This window comes from Rhodothermales bacterium, from assembly GCA_013002345.1.
Lineage (GTDB): Bacteria > Bacteroidota > Rhodothermia > Rhodothermales > JABDKH01 > JABDKH01.
In genome coordinates this window covers 12985-33742 of sequence record JABDKH010000038.1, presented here as the reverse complement: position 1 = coordinate 33742, position 20758 = coordinate 12985, and the positions used below count along the sequence as shown (strand labels likewise).

Genomic DNA, 20758 nt, shown 5'->3' with positions numbered 1-20758 from the left:
CCACAGACCCCTCGACGGGCTCGGGGTGACGATTTCCTGCGGCCTCATCGTGACGACGGTGTGGTGGGCCATCGTCGGAGCGAGCGAGCGTCAGCGAGCGCGGCAGTCTGGAGCAGTTCGGAATGCTTCGTCGGCGCTGGGCGCACTTTGGAGATCTGGAATGCTCGTGCGAACCACACGAAGATCCTAGGCCGTCTCTCATTTCGGACCCAGAATCATTGTGGGCCTTGAGCAAGCAACAAGTTCAGGACAGCTCTTGCGATCGATGATGCCATCGACTTCCTTTAGCCCTATACCGTTTTCACACGGATGGCCCGCTGTTGGGCGCTACACCTGTTTTCCAAGATCGGACTGGGAGATGCTAGTCATGCCTGAATCAAAAAGTTGTGTAGCGGTATTCGGTGTCGGCCGCTCGGGAACTTCGTTAGCTATGAAACTACTGAATGGAGTTGGACTGCGGCTTTCTCCAGATCTAGTGCCTCCATCACCTGACAACCCGACGGGACACTTTGAGGATCTCCGGATCAATCGCGCCCAGCAGGGCCTCATCAAATCAATCGGGATGTATGCACTTCTGCCAAGACCAGCCGATTGGGTAAGTGCGCCCGCCTACCTGGAGACGAAGAAGACGTTAGTGGCCATTGTCGAGGAGGAGGTGAACCGTGACTATCGTCCGTGGGGATTCAAGGATCCACGAACCTGTCTCTTCTGGCCCCTTTGGGAAGAGGTACTGAGAGAACTAGACATTACCCCCCATGTTGTTTTTTGTGTGCGGCCTAGCAGCAGCGTGGTCAGTTCACTCATGACGGCATACGGCTTGCCCCAAGACCTGTCCGAGGGTATCGTCCTTTACCGGACCTTTCATGCCCTACGCGATGTCCAGCACCCATTCTTCTTCTTACACTATGATCGCTGGCAACAGGACCCTATTTCCCGGATAACAGCCCTTGCGGCCCACTGCGGACTCGACGGTCAGGGCGTTGATATGGAAGGGATCATCCGGGAGAATATTCGTCCGGAGTTGAATCGAGAGGGCTTGAGTAAGCTGCAACTGTCAACCTCCTTGCTTGAGCTTGATCACCTCTTAGCTAGCTTTGACGGGTCGGACTATGATCCGGAGCGCATCGATTACTGGTGCCAATCGGTGGAGAAAAGCATGGACGACCTGGACTTCATATTGCGGGGTGTCGAACGTTTATACAGGCTAAACGGTATACAACTCTTCCGCACGCATCCAAAAGGTAGGAGCTTCGTTGTCAGGACGAAGGCTGTCTTGAAACGGTACCTTCGTCGCTGACGAGTTTGGATTGGACCGACACGCCCACCTTCGTGCTTGTCGCTCAGGATCCTCGTCATCCCGGAATTGTTGATCTGGCGTACGTGTGGTCCCGGCTCTCGAATCCACTTTTCGCCAAGCCTCACAGTGCGGTCGTGATCGTCAAATCAGATGTGGTCCAAGCAGGTTTGTGGCCATGGCCCTAGGGCTTCATTCCTGGATGTAGCGCCCTCACTCATTGATGATGATTGCTCAGTCCTTGAGAGCCGGCTAGTGACTCTCCACCATTCCCGCAATAGGATCCGATCGAAGTGAGAAACGATAAGTATGCCCGAACCCGGGCTTATGTGTACATCTGTCCGTAGAGGTCCCATTTGCGTAAAACCCCAAGTCCGCTACAGCGGCTCAACGGCTTATCCCGGACGCAGCAACACCGCCGGCTCGTCTTGCATCGACCGCCGTCCGACTGTTTCACTCGGCAAGCAGTTCGTGCACGACATCCTCGACTCGTTTGTCGCGGTCCGAATTGAGTACGCGATCACGCATTGTCGTCACTCGCGTTTTGATCTCGGCGTTTTCCAATATGCCATCAATCTTGGCCCGGATCTCCTCTGGCGTCTCGCCTCGTATGTCACCTTCTACGCCAATGCCATGATAGACTACACGAGCCGTGTTGCCAGGCATATCCAGGAATTCCTGGTTATACACAATCATCGGAACCCCGAAGTGGACGCATTCAGCGATGGTGTTTACTCCTCCGTGTACCAGTGCCAGATCTGCTTGTCCAAGCACTTGTAGCTGGGGCACCCAGTCGAAGCAGTGGACGTTTTCAGCGCTTAGTTCACCGAGCTTTCGCATCTGGTCCTCGCCGACTGGGACGATCAGATCCCAGTCAGGTCGGCTTGCAGCTGCCTCGAATAGACGATAAAGGAACGCCTCAATTGTCTTGAAAAAGGATCCAAATCCACAATAAATAAGGACGCGATTGCCATCTCGTCGGTGCCGAGAAAGTATAGACTCCAGTTGCGCATTGGAGTCGGTGCTGGTGCTTTGATCGACTCGCTGAGGATTGATCATAGGTCCCATATAATGCACAGTTCGTGGCGGTTTGTGAGGGAATTCCATTTCGAGAGATCTCAAGCAGAGCAACGGCAATGATTTGTAGGAGAACGGTATCTGCCACTGATAGAGTTCGATATGCTTCCGGAGTTTTACGCCGTGCAAGTTCGCGAGAGCTTTCAGCACGGAGATTCTGTCGGCTCCTGGGTGCCGGACACCCTCGCGAAACGCTAGGCGGGTCTTGTGCAAGTGCAACCAGCGCCAGTAAAGCTCAATACCTGCACGACTACCCTTCCAGGTTTGTCCCGGGATAATACCTTTGTGAGGAGGAGGGATACGCGGTTTCCGCCAGATGGCAAACCATGTGCTAGTAAGCGCGAGCGGTAAATCCAAAGACAGGGCGATGATGATATGTTCGTGAAGTTCACGATCAATCAATACCAGGTCGGGTTGCATCTCAGTGAGTTCAGCCGCAACACGTTCAACACCCAGAGCCTCGATGGCTTTGCGACGACGATTCGACGTGTCCATCAGCCGCCGGACCCACGGGACGTTTTTGTCGACTCGCGACCACTCCGAATATGTATTCGGGGTGAGCTGTACATACGGAAAGCCGGCCGCTGTTACTGCGGCCTGGCAGTCTCCGGGACTGGCACATGAGACCCTGTGGCCATCGGCGTTGAGTCGCCGCATCAACTCAAGGCTGGAGTACAGGCCCCCAGTAAGTCCACTAGGAATGCAAAGCACATGTGCCATTGATTCTGCCGGATATCGCTCTCATTTGGCCTGAAAGACCCCACATGGCTCGGTCACATAGACCTTGTCAGGTGCCTCTGTGCAGACGGTCAATTCTAGTTTGGATGGCTTGTGCGAGCTCAGCGGCAACGTCCGGAGCATCGGTCAAGAAATCATGCGATCCTTCGACACGGAGCGTCTCAATTGGCCCTTCTACGAAATCGCGCCATCCTGCTTCGCCGAAAAGATCGGGATTTGCCGCAGACCTGAGAACAAGAACTAGGTCGCCTTCATACTTCCGCGGCGTCTGGTCAAAAATGATCTGCTTATTCATCTCGCTGACGTAAACGGTTCGGGCACCCTGCGGGACTGGAACCCCTGCCGCAGTCGCAACGCTTGCGAGCTGGAACTGAAGCCTGCGCCATACAATTCGAAGTAGTGCTCGCCCATAGCGAAGTGCGGCGGTAGCGGCTTGGATCGGGCCTCCCCTGACAGCGTGTAACGACTTTTGTAGCAGTGCGGGCTTTTCCGGACGAACGTTTGGAGCGAGTGCATCGATCATTACAACGAGGGGGACATTGACTCCCTTGAGTTGAAGCTGAGCCGCCAGTTCCAGCGCGAGGTTGCCGCCGACGCAATAGGCGAGAACCACATGGGGGGCTTCGAGTCCCATCGCAACGATGTCGTCGGAGTAGATTCTTCCAAGGTCGCTGAGCGACTCCACTTCGAATCGTGCGCCGGCCAACCCCTGACCCTGTATGGCATAGACCGGAAGATCAGTACTCAGGTGCTCGACCAGGTTTGCATAGTGGAGTACATTGCTGCTTACACCATGAATCAGAAATAGGGGAGGCAGAGGCCCTTCAGTCCTGATCGGAGATATGGACAATGTTCGTGTAGCGTTGTCATGCGATTTTAACTCAGTGCCCCCTGCCATCGCTGCCATCTCGCGAATCGTACCTTTGCCGAAGAGCACTGAGAGCGGTAGTGTGAGGCCGCGCTGACGGGCTAATGATAGCATCTCAATGCTGCGGATCGAATCGCCGCCTATTTCGAAGAAACTGTCGTCAAGACGGATGCATTCGGTACCGAGCACCTTCTTCCACACGTCGAGCAAGATCATTTCCTGCTCGTTTTGAGGCTCCGCTTTAGCATCTCCGAATCTTTGTGGAAGCGTCGTTTCATCTGCCAGGGTCTTTCTATCGATCTTGCCGCTTGCAGTACGCGGCAACTCATCTACCTGCACGTATTGTGACGGCACCATATAAGCAGGCAGGCGCGACTCAGCATATGTTCGAAGTTGGTCAGCTATATAGCGAGGATCTGATGGCTCTGACGGAGCAAGGAAGGCAACGAGCTGGTGCGCAGTCCGATCCGTGTGACCGGCAAACCGTTGCTCTGTGACAGAGTGGTTCACCGCGACCACTGCTACCTCCCTGACCAGCTTGTGCCCGACAATAACGTTCTCAATTTCTTCCGGCTCGATTCGGTAGCCGCGAATCTTAAGCTGGCCGTCAATTCTGCCGAGATACTCCAGCCGTCCATCGGGTCTGATGCGACCGATGTCGCCCGTGCGATACAGCGGTGAGCCGCCAGCGGTCTCGACGCAGGAAACGAAGGACCGCGTAGCGTGTTCAGGGCGATTTACGTAGCCTTTTGCTATTCCCGGTCCTCCGAGCAAGATCTCGCCCGCTACTCCGATAGGTACGGGTCTCAGGTCGTCGCTGCAGACGTAGACAGACATCCCACGGATTGGACGTCCGATGGACACGTCGGCGTTGGCGTCCTCAAACTGCTCGACGGTGGCCCATACAGTCGCCTCGGTCGGACCGTACTCGTTGTACAGCTTCGCATCTGGTAGCACCGTGAAGTGGTGACGTATCACACTTGGAGGACACGGCTCTCCTGCCACGATAACAGTCTTTAAGCTCGCCAGAAAGCTTGGATCGGCGAATTTCAGAATTAGTCGGTATAGCGAAGGAAGGCAGAGCGTATGCGTGATCGTTTCCGCCTGTATCAGGCGTGCAAGGGCTTCGACGTTCTGCTCGAGTCGCGGCTGGGGGACTACGAGCTTCCCACCAGAACATAGTGTGCTGAAGATGCCGGCGACGGAGCTGTCGAATACGTACGAGGACAGCAGGAGAAACGACTTGGGCGAATCCTGATAGTAGTCGGCCCTCGCAGCAGTAGAAGATGACAAGTTCTCGTGAGTGACTTCGACACCCTTCGGCTGGCCCGTCGAGCCGGACGTATAGAGGATATAAGCTCTGTCGGACGGTGCTGTATTTGGGTCCACGTACCGTTCGGCGTCATCTTGTATCTCTTCGACGATGATCCGCGTCAGAGAGCGGTTGTCGATTTGTCGGTCCGACCCACTGCTTTCAATTATCAGGCGGGCACGACAGTCCTCGACGAGCTTCTCAACGCGGCGGTCGGGGGCATCGGGATCGATCGGAACGTAGGCGCCTCCCGCACGCAGAACCCCGATCATCGCCGCAATCATGTCTGTGGATCGATTCAGCACGAGACAGACCGGCTCGTCCGCCTGGAGGCCGAGGTTTGCCAGCCGTGCTGCGATGGATGCAGACCTGCGTGCGAGATCGCCGTAGGACATCTGCCCTCCGTCGCAAGATACGGCAATCGCGTCGGGTCGGATGGAAGCAGTTCGAAGTAACTGCTGGTGGACGGGGAGTGTAGCCTCGGCAGCATGGGGACCACGCAGGATGGACAGCTCTTCAGGCGGAAGCTGGACGTCGCGAACCAGAGAGTTCTCTTCTGAACTCACACGATCGAGTACGATCTCGAACTGTCGAAGCAGCGTCTCTATGTCCTCAGCAGCGAACCGCCCTGAGTCGTACATGATCTTAACGCGCATCGGATCGTCGGGAAGGAAGAGGAGAGCGATTGGAAAATTGCTCTGCTCGAAGTGCTCGACGTCTTCGATTTCGAGTGCATAGGGTTCTTTCAGGGAGCCTACGGGATAGTTCTCGAAGACGAGAATGCTGTCAAAGAGGGGTCTCTCACCTGGAACTGCGCTTAGACGCTTCGTCTCAAATAAGGGAGTCTCGCTGCGGCCCTGTATCTCGATCAGCTGCTCCTGCAAATCCAAAATCCATTGTCGAACGGTGAGATCCGGCGTAATCTGGATGCGAACAGGGAGCGTGTTGATACAAAGGCCCACCACCTTCTCAATCCCCGGTACTGCCGCTGGCCTGTCGGTAATCGTGAAGCCGTACACTACATCTCGGCGACCGGAGTAGAAGCCGAGCAGCAGTGACCATGCGGCATGCACGACCGTGCTCATGGTGACCCTGCGAGTGCGAGCGAACTCTGTGATCTGGCGTGCAGTCTTCGATGGCACCACACGCTCTGAAGCCTGAATACTTCCGCCGGAACCTGGGGGGGACGTCCGATCTATGCCGAGTGGCGTTGGCTCCGAGAAATCACCCAGGAGATTCTTCCAGAACTCGTGGCTGTCGTCACTCCTCTTGCTTCGGGTGTGTTCTATGTACGCTCGAAAAAGAAACGGCTCGTCGAGTACTCGTCTACGGTCCTCGACGGCCTCTGAATAGAGGGCACGCAAGTCGTCCAGTAGGATGAACGTTGACCATCCGTCCAGAAGGATGTGGTGATAAGACCAGACCAGGAGAGTGCTGTCGCGACCATAATGGATCATCTGTAGTCGAAACAGCGGCGCTCGACTCAAGTCAAATCCCTTCTGACGATCGGCAGCCAAGAATTCCAGCAGGTACTTGCGAATCACCTCAGAATCAAGATTGGACCAGTCGTCCTCCGACCAGGGCGTTTCGACCCGCTCCCGCACTACCTGCATAGGCTCGTCAAGGCCGTCCCACAGGAACGCTGTGCGAAGCACAGCATGCCGCTGCGCCAAGGCCGACCACGTATTTGACAGGATGGACGAGTCTACTGGACCCCGTAGACGGATAACGAGCTGAGACACATACACGCCAGATTCAGGTTCCGCGAGCGTGTGGAATAGCATTCCAAGCTGTAGCGGAGAGAGAGGGTAGATGTCTGCTACGTTGTCTAGTTTCATTTCTTGGGCTTACGGTCAGCCATGTTTAGCAGGGTCGCGATGCGACTGAGCTGCGACTCGCTCACGCCGAATGGAGGCTTAGATTCTGGATCCACCTTCTCGGCCACGGCGCCTCGCTCCGCTTGGTTCCCGTCCGGTTTGCCCAGCGCCTCAGCCACTGCCTCGATAGTTTGACCTCTAAAAAGCATTGCAGGACTTACGAGAATTCCTTCACGGTTTGCCCTGGCCACGATCTGTATCGCGGTGATGGAGTCTCCACCAAGATCGAAGAAGTTGTCGCGTATCCCTATGTCATGCAGATGAAGCGCTTCCGCCCAGAGACGCGCGAGGTGCCGCTCTGTATCCGTACGCGGTTCTACGTAAGGCGTGTGTAGTTCTGGTCTTTCCGTGGTCGGGTCGGGAAGAGCCCGTCGGTCCACCTTGCCCGTTGGATTGAGAGGAAGAGCATCCAGGTGCACGAAGTAGGAAGGAACCATGTACTCCGGGAGCCGGGCCGAAATGAAGGCCCTGAGCTCGGAGGTGGGCAGGGGCTCATCGCTGACATAGTAAGCGGCTAGTCGGTTCTCATTTCCTTCGTCATAGACCGCGTCTACTTCGTATCCAATCTCTCGCAAAATGCGGTCGACGTCTGCTTCATCGATTTCGTCATCAAGTTCTTCCATGGTTTCCTTGCGCGACTTGTGGCCGACGCGTACGTCCCAACTATAGGGGAAGGCGTAGTTGTGAAACCCGCGCTCCTTCTGGTGGACGTAGATTCCCACGTTGTTGATGAGGCAATTTGTCGATCGACCAGTATCGGCCGGGCGCACCCACGGGAGTCGCTGGTCGAGATAATTCAGCATTTCCTCGAGGCTGACGTCGCAGTAGCGATAGAAGTCCACAAACTGGACCTGCTCGAAGATCGTGTCATCCTGCAGTGCGGCGACGTCAAGTAGCCGGTAAACCGCATCTTCGACACGGTGATATGACTTTCGTGCCTCAAGAACGATACTGTCGATCTTGCCAGCGTCAATGTCATCGTCGAGGAAGAGAGACTCGGTGAGTCGTGTTTCAAAGAACTGCCCCCTCGAAAGGCCTGTCACAATCAACGGGATTCTTCGTGTCCGTGCTTCTTGGAGAGCGAGTGTGTAGATCGTCTTAAAGCATCCATTGCACACGTTACTAAAGCGCTGGAGGCTATCGACAAAGATTGCATTCATCGCGGGGGTCTGCCCGAAAATGTGGTCCACACCCAGCGCGACCGTAACACGTCTTATGTTGTCCTTCGCGCCTTCTGATATGTATCCATTGTCCAGCGTGAATGCGAGAACGCGGAGCCCCATATCGACGAGTCTGGCAAGGGCATAGGTGCTATCCTTGCCTCCGCTTAGCAACACAAGACAATCGTAGGGAGCATCGGCGTGCGCATCTCTGCTCTGGTCGAAGATCTCCTCCAGGTGATGCATTGACCGGAAGTAGTCACGAGCCCTCTGCTCGTACCGATCGAAGGCCTGGCACAGATGGCAGACACCATTCGAGTCGTATGATACATCCGGGTAGTTGGACGGGAGGCCGCACCGTGCGCAGTGTTTGTTAGCCTCGCTCCGCTGAAGGAACGAGGTTACCGTCACTTCAGCACTTCGTATAGAAGGGTGCCGACACAGAGTGGCTCCGACTTCACCCAACTCGACTCGTGCACCGCGGAGTTTGACCTGATCGTCCAGTCGTCCGAGGTATTTAATGACACCGTCGTCTTGCCGGCAGGCCCTGTCACCTGTTCGATACATTCTCTCACCGGGGTGGAATGGATCGGGTTGAAACAGGTCCGCTGTCAGGGAGCGACGGTTCAAGTACCCAAAAGCGAGCTGTGGCCCAGACACGTAGAGTTCGCCGGTTATACCGTTCGGTGCGAGATTCTGGCCCTCGTCGAGCACGTAGACCCTCATCCTGGCGCTGGCTCTTCCGATCGGTACGGATTCCCCGGTGTTCTCGGAGGCGTCGAACCGATGAATCATGCATCCGACTGTCGCCTCCGTCGGGCCGTATTCATTGTAGACGAGTACGTCTTCGCCAAACGTGCGCAGCATGTCACGCGCAAGTTCGGAACCAAGATCTTCCCCACCAAGAATAAGCATCCTGACACGCGAGTCGGGGATGTTCAGGTGACGAACCAGCGCATAGTGCGACGGCGTCATCTTGATCACGTCCACCAGGTTGTCCGTAACGACCCGTGTCATCAGGGCCGCCGGATTGGAATCCTCGCCATAGATCACGACGCGGCCCCCGGTGGTCAGGGGTCCAAATATGGATGTAACCGTGAGGTCAACGGCGAGAGGTGTGAAAAAGGGTAGATCGTGTGGCTCTCCACCCAGGTAGAACTGCCGAGCCCACGCTACATAGCTCGCGAGGGCGGCGCGCCCAACGACGACCCCCTTCGGCTTCCCTGTCGAACCCGACGTGTAAATCACATACGCTGCAAGGTGTCTGTCGTACTCGAGGGCGAGTGTTTCTTGACCTAAGCTCGTGCTATCCGGGTTATGGGCTTCGATTTCCGAGTCGCCAAGGTCGAGACACACGACGTCAACACTGGGCGTGTTGAGCCTGGATGCAACCGACGAGTGCGTGAGCAGGATGGGAACGCCAGCGTCCTCCATGATAAACGTAAGTCGCTCAGTCGGGTACCGGGGATCAATTGGCACATACGTGCCTCCGGATTTCATGACAGCAAGGATGGCGACGATTGCTTCAGGGCATCGGGGTAGGCACAGCCCAACACGAACGTTCCGGTCGACGCCGTGCGTCCGAAGGAATCGAGCAAGCTGATTTGATCGGGCATCCAGATCTCCGTAGGTCATTTCGTGGTTCTCGAACTCGAGAGCCACCGCTTGTGGTGTTCGCTTGACGCAGGCGTCGAACATCTCGAGGACTGATCGATGGTCTTGATGCATCTCTTCAGGGGCGCGACCTGATTCGAGCAGAACCTCCTGCTGGTGGGCGTCGAGCAGCGAAGGCGATATAATCAGTTGATCGAGGTCTCCCAGCGCTGCATCGAGGAGGTGGACGAAGTGGTCGACGGCCTCTAATCGCTGACGGCTGTCGAAGAGGTCTGCGTTGAAGTCGAAGTACAGCTGGAACGCGCCGGTGTTGTCGAGATCGTGCACCTGAATGCGCAGGTGATGACGGCTGTCGCCATGACCGGAGTGCACCCACGTAGACGTCATCGGCAGGCCCGCGAACTCCGACGAGAAGGACACGGGGAGATAGTTCAGGAGCACGTTGTAGCCGCGGTTGGCTGCCGCGCTGCTTGTCCCGGGCTGTGCATTGCGAAAGAAAGTCAGAGCCTCGCGCTGAACCTTCCTGATCAACGAACGAAACGTCTCAGCTTCTGCCAGGGTGACGGAGAACGGGAACACCTCGATGAACAGGCCGATCGTCTCCCTGAACGCGGCGGTGGGTCGATTGTGACTCGGTGTTCCGAGTGTCAGCTCTTGCCGGCTGCCCACGCGGCGCATGTAGGCGAGAACCAGCGCCGCAAAGATTGAGAAATACGATAGGTGCGCGGTGAGTGCTTGTATGCCGGGTTCCTGACCGATGGCCCGGAACTTCGCGGAGCGTTCCGCTCCCAGGTCGTATCGCACCCGCTCGGTTCGTGTTGAGAGATCGGCGCCGCGCCGACCATATAGCTGGCACGTGTCCGCCAGATTCTCGCGCTGCTTCTGCCAGTAGTCCGCCACCGACTCCGCCCTGCCGGATGACGTGTACGCGGCCTCGTACGCCACGTATTCCTCGAAGGATGGCAGTAGTGGGGCCTTCTCGAGTAGGCCCGACTGCGACAACGAGTAGTACTCGGATACGCGTCGATAGATGAGCGCGGTCGACCAGATGTCGGTTATGAGGTGGTGCTGATTCAGGTACCAGACGTGGCGGTCGGGCGCGAGAGTGATTAGTGCGGTGTCGAAAGCTGACGCGCGCAGATCAAGTGGAGCCGCGGATCGCACTGAAACCCAGTCGTCAAGCGCACAGTCCGGATCCGGGGAACCTGAGAGGTCTACACGATCGATCGAGTGCCGATACGGAGCCACAAATCGTTGCCTGGGGATGCCTCCCTCTTCGTCCACCACGATTCGTAAGGCGTCACTCCGGTCCAGGAGAGCCTGGAAGGCTCGCGCGAAATGGCCATGGTCCAGCGGTCCGTTGATCTCGAACGCATGGACCATGTTGTAGAGTGGTGCGTCCGGGTGCAGCTTCTGGCCCATCCACATCAGGAACTGACCGGTCGTCAGATTGGACGAGGAGCGGACTGGCTGCCGTGACCGATCTCTTCGACCCGTCTCGGACGTAGTTGCACCGCTGGATCCAGAATCAGGCATGCGATACCCCGTTCGTCCGTCGAATCAGGTATGCGTCGATCGTTCGGATGGACGCGAAGTTCTCGATCGTCACATCTTCCGGCGGCACGTGTATGCCAAAGTCCTCCTCTATGAAGAGCAGGAGCGTCATGACACCGATGGAGTCAACGAGACCACTCAGAAGCAGCTCGTCATCCGGCGCCACGTCTGTCTCACGGGTGAGCAACTCGTGACTGATGTATTTCGTGAGCTTGTCCTTGATCGTCATAGGTCGGTGTAGACTCCGTGTTAAGATTCCACCGTCATCGACCCAAGCAAATGCCGGTCGATCTTTCCGCTCGAGGTACGCGGAAAGCCGTCCGCAAACTCGACTCGTGCAGGAACTGCGTAGGCGGGCAGATGTCGGGCCGCAAAAGCCAGGACATCGCGTGCGCCGACCTCGGCGTCGGAGTGGGGGAGTACGCGGGCGCAGATCTGCGGTCTCCCCTCCGTATCGGACACTGTGTAGACGGCAACCTCGGCGACGGCCGGGTGAGAAGAGAGAACGGCTTCCACTTCGTCCAGCTCCACGCGATAACCTCGGGTCTTGACCTGCCGATCCTCGCGTCCTACAAACCAGTACAGGCCGTCCTCGCTCCGACGTACCAGGTCTCCAGTACGATAGTAAGGTTTTGGGTCGGCGTCGCCTTCAGGGTAGTAGAATGCGTCAGCATTCAGATCCGTGCGATTCCAGTACCCCTGCATCATGGTGGGCGTCCGGACAACGAGCTCCCCGATTTGTCCGGCGGGAATTATCTGGTCGTCTCGGTCAAGGACGAGGCCTGCGGCGATATGCCAGGTTGGTCCGATCGGGATGGCCTCAGCCTCTGCGGGCGGAGGCTCGGGCAGGTGATAGAACGTGCACTGATTGACCTCCGCCGGTCCATACACATTGCTGAATCTGGCATGAGGCCAGAGTTGCATCAGAGATCGGAGGTGCTTCATCGGGAAAGTCTCGCCGCCGAACAGAACCCAGCGAAGAGAACGTAGATCCCGATCGTGGAGTACGCCCCGAAGCAAGAGCTGTGTCAGTGCATATGGGACCGAGTACCAGATCGTCAGCCGCTCATCCTCCATGTGCTTCGAGAGGCTGGCGGGCATGAGCATGTAAGATTCCGGAATGATCACGGTCGTAGCGCCGACGAGCGGACCGGAGAAGTAGTCAAAAGTTGACTGGTCGAAATGCAGAGGCGGGAAGCCGCTCAGTCGATCATCGCGGGAGAGGCCGTACGTCTCCGCAGCGCAGCGCGCATAGGCAAGACCGCTGGAATGGGTATGGATGATGCCCTTCGGCATTCCGGTCGAGCCGGATGTGTACATCAGATAGGCCGGGTCGCCGGGAGAGATCCTGGCTGGATCAAGAGGGGCACCGGGGGCTGAGAAAACATCGTTCCACGGGAGCACAGTCCATCTCGCAACCCCCGGAAGATTCGGGCCGATCACAAACTGCAGGGCAGATTCGGTAGCTAGCCGATCGGCCAGTCCTTCGAGCTGTGCAGTCAGCGCATCGTGCGTGACCAGATGCCGTATGTCGCAATCGATGAGAATCGATTCAAGTCTGGCTGTCGGAAGGTTGGGGTCGAGCGGGACGTACGCCGCGCCCGCCTTCATGATGCCGAATACGGCCACGGCCGTTTCGAGGCTCTTGCGGAGGAAGACGCCGACACGGTCACCTGGCTGCACCCCATGCTCTGCGAGGATCCGCGCCAGGCGGTTCGTGCGAAGTGCGAGTTCCCCGTACGTAATATGCCCGCCGGCGCACCGGAATGCGTGACCGTCCGGCTTGTGATCCGCGGAATCGTCTATGATCTGATGAAGCAGCTTGACCATGACTATGAGCTTAGGAGACGAGCAATGAGGTTTCGCTGGATGTCTGACGTCCCCGAATAGATGAGTCCGCCCACGGCGTCGCGCAGGTCACGTTCCACCTCGAACTCCGTGACGTATCCGCGTGCGCCGTGAATTCGGATAGCGTCCAAGCTCGATTCGACCAAGCATTCGCTGATGTGCAACTTTGCAAGGGCGGCCGTCAGCATGACTGGTTGGCCCGTTTGCTCGAGCCATGCCACCTTGTGTAGCAACATTCTGGCCGTTTCGAGTCGAAGCTTCATGTCTGCCAAGCGGTTGGAAACCGACTGGAACTCGTTAATGGGCTGATCGAAAGCTCGGCGCTCCTCGGCATAACGCACGGACTCTTCCAGCTGGCGCTCCATCCGCCCAATCTGTGTCGCGAAAATGTATCCCCGCTCCGATTCCATGGCTGTCGCGAAAAGGCTGACGCCGACGCCCTCGGGTCCCAGTCGGCAGCTTTCCGGTACGAAGCACTCCTCGAAGATCAGATCACCCATGGGGGTCGTCCGCATGCCCATCTTGTCGCGGACCGGACTTGCGCGGAAGCCGGCGATTCCCCTCTCGACGATGAAGGCTGATATGCCCCAGCGACCGAGCTCCGGTTTCGTCGACGCAAAGACGACGGCGACGTCCGCGACCGGTGCACTGGTGATGTATGACTTCCGCCCATTCAGGACATAGCCGCCTGAGCGTGGCGTAGCGGTAGTCTGCAATGCGTAGGTGTCGGATCCCGTTTCGGGTTCGGTAATGCCAAATGCCCCGATGAACTCTCCGGAACAGAGTGCCGGAAGGTATTGATTCTTCTGCTCCTCCGAGCCCACCTTGAGCAGTGCAGGCTGAACGCTCAGCAGCTGTGATCCGATCGCAAACGGCAAAGAGTTTTCTCGACAGCCGTAGCCGAGCGCTTCGAGGGCGAACACGGTCGTGAGGATGTCGTGCCCCTGGCCTCCGTAGGCTACGGGCACATTCAGCCCCTGAATTCCAAACTCCGCGCATGCTTTCCACTTCGACCGTGAAAAGCGTCCTGCGCGGTCGTCGTCGACGAGGTTGTCGTTCAGATTCTCCTCGGCGAAGGAGATGATCTGTCGTCGCAGCGCTAGCTGCTCATCGGTCCAGGAGAAGTCCATCTTTCGTTCTCAGATTCCGCGTATTGTTTAGCGGTCGATGGCCAAACGGCCATACTCATCGACGCGTTTCCACTCATCCTGGAAGTCCTCGTTGTTCCACTGTCCCAGGCCGGGAAGGAACACCTTGTCGTACCCGTGTGCCTCGGGGTTGGCACCGTTCCAGCGCTCGTCGAGCGGTTCACTGGCAAGTTGGTACCGTGAGTCGGACGTCAGGCGGCACCGGCCCAACGGCGAGCGATTGTCGAGAGCTCCGTGCAGCAGATGCATGCCAAAGCACAGCACGTCGCCGGCCTTGAAGTCGGTCGTCAGCCATCGACCACCCAGCTGCTGCTGAAGTTCGATCGGGTCGGTGCTGAGCCATCCTATCTTCTCCTTGTCGGCGTCCTGGTTTGCGTAGGACGAAAGTAGGTCGTCTGACCGGTGGCTGCCCTCGAGGACGATCAGCGCCCCTTCGTGCCTTGCGACATCTCCGAGCGGAACCCACGTCGTGAAGACCCGGTCTGTTCCTCGATTCATGTACGGTCCGTCGTAGTGGAATCCGCATCCCTCGCCGGGTCGCACGAAGCGTGGCCAACGGAAGTCGTACGGGCGAACGGTACCGCCAAGCAGTTTTTCGAGAAAGCGGATAAGAGCCTTGTTGAGAACCACATTCTCGTACGCAATCCCCTTCCGTACGCTCTCGGTAAATGCACGCAGATTGACCTCGTGTATGAACGAGACTTCGGACTGAATCGCATCCATGAGTGGGTGCCCGATGCTGTCAATCTCGCCGACGACAGCGTATTTGAGCAGAATTTCCTCGCGGGCCCGAAGCACCGTGTCCGGGTCTATGAGCTGTCGGAAGAACAGGTATCCCTCCTTCGCCATTCGATTCCGAAGGGCTACGGGATCGTCTAGCAGGTCATTCGCCGGATCAAGCTCACCGAGCGCTTCCGGGCGTGTATCCAACTGGACACCGTTTGAATAGAGTTCGATCGACGGTGCCGTCATGTTCTGAGTCTGCATGGAGATAGCTCCAAATCGAGTTGAGGGATATCAGTGACCGGATCCGGCTGTCAGGCGCCAAACACAGCGTAGTACATCGGTCGGATCAGGTCCTTAATGAAGATCTTCGCGGCCTGCAGTGCGGGCGGATCAAACGCACGCTCCACAAACCAGAAGGCGGCCACAGCAATGAGGAGGACTGATCCGACGCTCAGTACCAGCGGCTTGTAGAAGCGCTGCTTCCGGACCAGGTAGAGGAACGGGAAGATGGCCGCGATCACGACCACCTGCCCAACCTCAACTCCCAGGTTGAATCCCAGAAGCGTAAGGACCGTGTACTCGCCGCCGAGGGCTAGTGGTTCCAGGAGGCTGGCGAATCCAAAGCCATGGAAAAGTCCGAAGACAAATGCGATGATTGACTCATGCTTGATGAAGCGTGGCAACAGGTTGTGCATAGCGGCGACAGCTATCGATCCTGCGATCACGGATTCAACCAGAATCGAGGGTAGGCTGATGAACTTCAGTGCTGCCAGTGAGAGAGTGATGGTATGGGCGATCGTGAAGAACGAGACGATCGCGACGATCTTGAAGAGAGCGCTGCGAAATTTCTCGACGGGTAGCCATCGCTTGTCCTTCCAGTACAACACGGACGGCAGGATGAGTGCGATGAGAAAGAGCAAGTGATCGAAACCGGTCATGATGTGATGCACGCCGTAGCGAATCATCCCCATGAATCCCCGTAGCACCGAGGAGGAAGTGAGATCGAGTGTTTGTCTCCGGTCATCCGGGCTCAGGATGAACGCTACATTGCTCTCGTTGCTAAAGGTAGAGGTCTTCCAGTTGTGCTCAACGTGGACGAGGTTTCGGTGCTCCGGGTTCTGGTCGAACAGGGCACTGTACTCCACGGTCAGCTCCGGAGGGATCTGCGTCAGGGTTCCGGTGGAGTAAGTCAACTTGACGAAGTCACCGACCCGGACGCGAAGCAGGTCCAGTTCGCTGAAACGCACTGGCAGTGGCCCATCCTTTGTGCCGAGGTAAAAGTGGACGTCCATATAGGTAAGAATCGAGTCCAGCTGTGTCCTGATTGCGGCGATGACGAAATCCTTATCCACCTCCTCTCCATACGGAAGAGAGAGCCCCATCGCCCGATTTAGATCATCGACCGTGATCTCGAGGCGAACCTGGATCGAGTCATCGTAAATGCGGAAGTAGACGTAGCTTTGACTGTCGGCGTGCGGCAGGGCGAGCGCCGGAGGCACGAACGATCCCAGGACAAGCGTTAGGAGGACGATAAAGCTGTGTTTCATGATAGCTCGATTGAGATTCGATGTGGCGCTGCGGCAGTACGCTCCCAAGGCGCCGTACGTCGAGGTGATTAGAACGCGTACCGAATTCCGATTCGCAAGCTGGCCGGACTGCCCGGCGTGAAGTGGAGTTCCGATACAGGCACCGACTCATCGGCCAGGCGGGACTCGGTGAAGAACTGTGCCTCGTTCCACGAAGAACTGAGCACGTTCTGCACAGCCAGACTGAATTCGAGATCGCCAACCGGATACCTGACGACTGCATCCAGCAGTGTGTGGCCCAGAGCCATTACACTACCGTCTTCCGTCGCAGGCCGATCTCCGATGTGCCGCAGCTCGATGCTGCCTTCTATTCCGTTCGTATCCCGCAACGTGAGTCCTGCGACGGCCGTGACGTCCGGTGCGAGTGGAATACGGTCCAGGCCGCCCGGTTCATCCTTAAAACGGCCGCGTGACAGGCTCATATCCCCGTATACGGACAGCCACGGCACCGGTTCGACGCGTCCTTCGAGGTCGATGCCAATGCGGCGCGTCGCACCGCTGAGCTCGACAATACCCTCGTCTCCCACATACACGAATTCCCTTTCGAGATCGAGGGCCCACAGAGCGGTTGAAAGATAGATTCCGCTGCCGATTCGAAAGCGTCCTCCGACCTCCGCGCCGAAGGCAGCCGGTATGGTGGCGGCGTCCGTCGTGGTCACGGGGAGATATTGGGATTCGAGATTGGCGGCGATTTCGTCTTCAGGTACTCCTCGCCTTTCCAGCGACCGTCTCACCGTCGCTGCTCGCGACAGCTGCACGACGTTTCTTGCGTCGTTGGAGTGAAAGCCCTTGCCGCTGTTGAAGAACACGTCGGCGTTCGGCGACAGTGTCCAGACCGCGTTGAACTTGGGACTAAGAACAAATTCCTGAGCATATCCAGAAGCATGCGGAAGACCGTTGTCGATGCCTTCGAGATGATCGTCGACGTCAAACGTCAGGTAGTCGCCTCGAAGGCCCAGCTGAACTCGAAATCGGGTGCTGAAGATGAGTTCGTGTACGGCCCACATGTTGAGGTTGCTTTCACGGATGAAGGCATCGACCTCGGGCGCAAGTCGGCTGCGGTCCGGGCTTCTCCACAACGCCACGTTGATTCGGTCGGCGCGGACTCCGCCGCCAATGGTTGTCGTCGACAGTGCAAATGGGAGAGAACCTATGAATCGATAGTCCGTGTTTAGTCCCATCATCACCCGGTCGTCGATTTGCTCGATCATGTCTCCGGCGTCCGGGTTGTTCAGGAAGAACGTGAAGTTCGAGAAGAGCTTGAAAGTGTAGCGGGACGCGAACGTCTGAAGTCTCAGCCGCCGCCCGGACGTACCGGATGCCTCGTACATCAAGTTCACGTCGTTTCTCGAAGTGGTTCCTCCTTCGAGGTCGTCGATGGCGCCGAATCGCGTGATGAGACCGCTGTCGACCGCACGCTGCGGAATCTGTCCGGATGCGTTCCAGGCGGAATTGAAACCACTCACCGTGAGAGCGATCTTGGCGTCCTGCGAAAGGTGCGTGTGGAACTTGCCGAATATATTCGCTCTCCGGAATGTCTGAGGGCTATCCACGGCCCCTTCGGTCGAGTAGAACTGGCCCGCGAGGTAGGCTCCCTGATGCGTACCTGTCAGGGGCACCTGTACGATGCTGGTAATTCGGGCCGACTCAAAGCTTCCGACCTCGGCTCGCACGTAGCTTGCGTCGAAGTGGTCTCGTGTACGAAGTCCCACCGCGCCCGCTGTAGCGAGATTACCATAGTCAGCGAAGTACGGGCCTTTTCGGACGTCCAGCTCTTCGACGATATCCGGGATGACGAAGTGCAGGTCGGCATAGCCCTGGCCGTGGCCGTGCGACACCATGTTGACGGGTACTCCGTCGACCGCCAGCGCCACGTCGGTCCCATGATCGGCGTCGAAGCCGCGAAGGAATATCTGCTCCGCCTTGCCGCCGCCGGCATGCTGCGCGATGATGAGTCCCGGAGCGAGGCGTAGTAGCTCTTGCGAAGATGTGGCCGGTCGCGTGGCCAGATCGTACGCACGCACGGTCATGGACGAAGCAGCAGAATAGGCCCGGTCGCCGCGCGCCACGACCTCACCCAGTCGGATCGGCACCTCCGACAGCTCAAAGGAAAGCGTGATCGTTTCACCGCTTCGGACTTCGATCTGTCGGTCTATCTCGTTGAAGCCGATCAGGCTTGCGACGATGGAGTAGACACCCGGCCGAAGGCGCTCGATCCGAAAGGTGCCGTCAATCGACGTCGTTACGCCGACAATTCCGCCGCGCAGGAACACGTTGGCACCCGGTAGTGGTATACCGGACCCTTTTTCGACGACTCGACCCTCGACTGTGCCGTGCTCGGACGACTGTGCGTTGGAGATCCTCGGAAGCAGGAGAGTGGCGAGGAACAGAGCCATCATGCCTCGACCGGCGGTGATTAATGTTGCGAAGCGCATCATTCTGGATACTGGAGATACTGAATACTGAAATCGACAGGACGAAACGACGAAGTACGCAACCCAAAACGACGAAAAACGAAAATCTAGCGTTATACACGGGCATGAAGACACTCGTACTCTCTAGCCACGACTGCCGGCAAATTGTCCGTCGAGTGGGCCTAAATGCCCTGATGGATCATATGATCCGATCCATTTCGGATGCGCTAGTGACTCTCACACCGGATCGAGCAGAGCTGCCTCTACGGTCCGGATTCCACTATCACGAGCCGGTAACCGGCCTGATCGAGTGGATGCCCGTGATGGTGAACGGGAGTCGCGCGACCATCAAGGTGGTCGGGTACCACCCGGAAAACCCGCGTCGATACGAGCTTCCGACGATACTTGGGACCGTCAGCTCCTACGATACAAGGACGGGTCACCTCGTCGGCCTGGCGGATGGGACGTTCCTGACCGCGTTACGCACGGGAGCGGCGTCGGGGGTGGCGACAGCCGCGATGGCCACTGCAGATACCAAAACGCTCGGCATCATTGGCTGCGGTGCGCAGGCGGTTGCGCAGCTTCACGCTGTATCACGGGTGCGCAAGATCGCGCGAGTGTTGACTTACGACCTCGATCCGGCGACTACAGCGTCCTTCCCCGCACGCATCGAGGTTCTGGGGCTTGACGACCTCACAGTCGAGGTGGCGGATTGCGAGCGGGTAGTCCGCGAGTCAGATGTCCTCTGCACCGCTACGAGCGTAGACGTCGGCGGCGGCCCCGTCTTTCCCGATACCGAGACGAAGCCGTGGCTGCACATCAATGCTGCCGGTTCTGACTTCGAGGGCAAGTTCGAGATTCCGAAGGCGATGCTGAAACGGGCGTACGTGTGTCCGGATATCCTTCTGCAGGCCATATCGCAGGGCGAGTGTCAGCAGCTGACGAAAGATGACATCGGCGTGGAGTTGCCCGTGTTGATCGGAGACCGCGAACTCTGCGAGTCTCTCATGCCGAAACTGACCGTATTTGACTCGACGGGATCGGCCCTTGAGGACCACGTTGCGTTGGAGCTAATGCTGGGATACGGCCGCGAGTTCGGTCTCGGTGCGGAGATCGAGATCGAGAGCTTCTCTCACGATGCCAAGAATCCGTACGAGTTTGTGTTTGAAGATCGTGGTGTCGCTGCCGTTGAGAATCTTGGGCGACCCTAATAGAACGGCGGCACAGTTGCATGAGCGAAATCGGAGACGGGGGTCGGCTTCGAACAGGCGGCGTGTCGTCGGAGTTCGTTTGAACGGGTTCGGGTAGTTCAGCTCGAGTTCGACCGTGGATAGAATGTCATCAACGGGCCTCGGTCGCACAACCTCCGCATTGCTCTACCGATGGACCGTGGTCTCAGGTTTCTTCTGTCTTCTTGAGAAGACGAGTGAGGTTGGCGCGGCGGTCCTCATCACACCGAGTTTTTCGAGGAATCCTTGGCCCTGCCAACGCGAAGACGGGGGAACGCCGAGGGACGTGACCTTTCAATCTCCCAAATGAACC

The 20758-nt window shown here is 57.6% G+C and carries 11 protein-coding genes; 2 read left to right on the top strand and 9 right to left on the bottom strand.

Annotation, left to right across the window (positions count from 1 at the left end):
* Positions 1 to 367: 367 nt before the first annotated feature.
* A complete protein-coding gene (locus HKN37_01780) occupies positions 368 to 1297 on the top strand; it encodes a hypothetical protein (GenBank protein ID NNE45368.1) in 930 nt (309 codons plus the stop codon).
* Between the two features lie 450 nt (positions 1298 to 1747).
* On the opposite strand, the gene HKN37_01775 is transcribed toward HKN37_01780, so the two are convergent.
* The 9 genes from HKN37_01775 to HKN37_01735 form a co-directional block, all read right to left on the bottom strand.
* Positions 1748 to 3028, bottom strand: coding sequence for a glycosyltransferase family 1 protein (locus HKN37_01775; GenBank protein NNE45367.1), 1281 nt, complete (start codon positions 3026 to 3028; stop codon positions 1748 to 1750).
* 130 nt (positions 3029 to 3158) lie between these two features.
* Complete coding sequence (locus tag HKN37_01770) at positions 3159 to 7127, bottom strand: amino acid adenylation domain-containing protein (GenBank protein ID NNE45366.1); 3969 nt, start codon at positions 7125 to 7127, stop codon at positions 3159 to 3161.
* Entirely contained in the window at positions 7124 to 11476 is a 4353-nt protein-coding gene (locus tag HKN37_01765) for an amino acid adenylation domain-containing protein (GenBank protein NNE45365.1), read from the bottom strand. Before HKN37_01765 ends, HKN37_01770 begins: the two co-directional genes overlap by 4 nt.
* Positions 11469 to 11723, bottom strand: coding sequence for an acyl carrier protein (locus HKN37_01760; protein NNE45364.1), 255 nt, complete (start codon positions 11721 to 11723; stop codon positions 11469 to 11471). The genes HKN37_01765 and HKN37_01760 overlap by 8 nt, the downstream gene beginning before the upstream one ends.
* Before the next feature lie 20 nt (positions 11724 to 11743).
* Entirely contained in the window at positions 11744 to 13324 is a 1581-nt protein-coding gene (locus HKN37_01755) for an amino acid adenylation domain-containing protein (protein ID NNE45363.1), read from the bottom strand.
* 2 nt (positions 13325 to 13326) lie between these two features.
* Entirely contained in the window at positions 13327 to 14472 is a 1146-nt protein-coding gene (locus HKN37_01750; GenBank protein ID NNE45362.1) for an acyl-CoA dehydrogenase, read from the bottom strand.
* Between the two features lie 27 nt (positions 14473 to 14499).
* Complete coding sequence (locus tag HKN37_01745) at positions 14500 to 15477, bottom strand: phytanoyl-CoA dioxygenase (protein ID NNE45361.1); 978 nt, start codon at positions 15475 to 15477, stop codon at positions 14500 to 14502.
* Between the two features lie 50 nt (positions 15478 to 15527).
* Positions 15528 to 16763, bottom strand: a complete 1236-nt coding sequence (locus HKN37_01740) for a HupE/UreJ family protein (GenBank protein ID NNE45360.1) — start codon at positions 16761 to 16763, stop codon at positions 15528 to 15530.
* A gap of 68 nt (positions 16764 to 16831) precedes the next feature.
* Complete coding sequence (locus tag HKN37_01735; protein ID NNE45359.1) at positions 16832 to 19240, bottom strand: TonB-dependent receptor; 2409 nt, start codon at positions 19238 to 19240, stop codon at positions 16832 to 16834.
* 179 nt (positions 19241 to 19419) lie between these two features.
* On the opposite strand from HKN37_01735, the gene HKN37_01730 reads away from it, so the two are divergent.
* The gene (locus HKN37_01730; protein ID NNE45358.1) at positions 19420 to 20427 is read left to right on the top strand and encodes an ornithine cyclodeaminase family protein; all 1008 of its coding nucleotides are present in this window, start codon (positions 19420 to 19422) and stop codon (positions 20425 to 20427) included.
* Positions 20428 to 20758 lie beyond the last annotated feature (331 nt).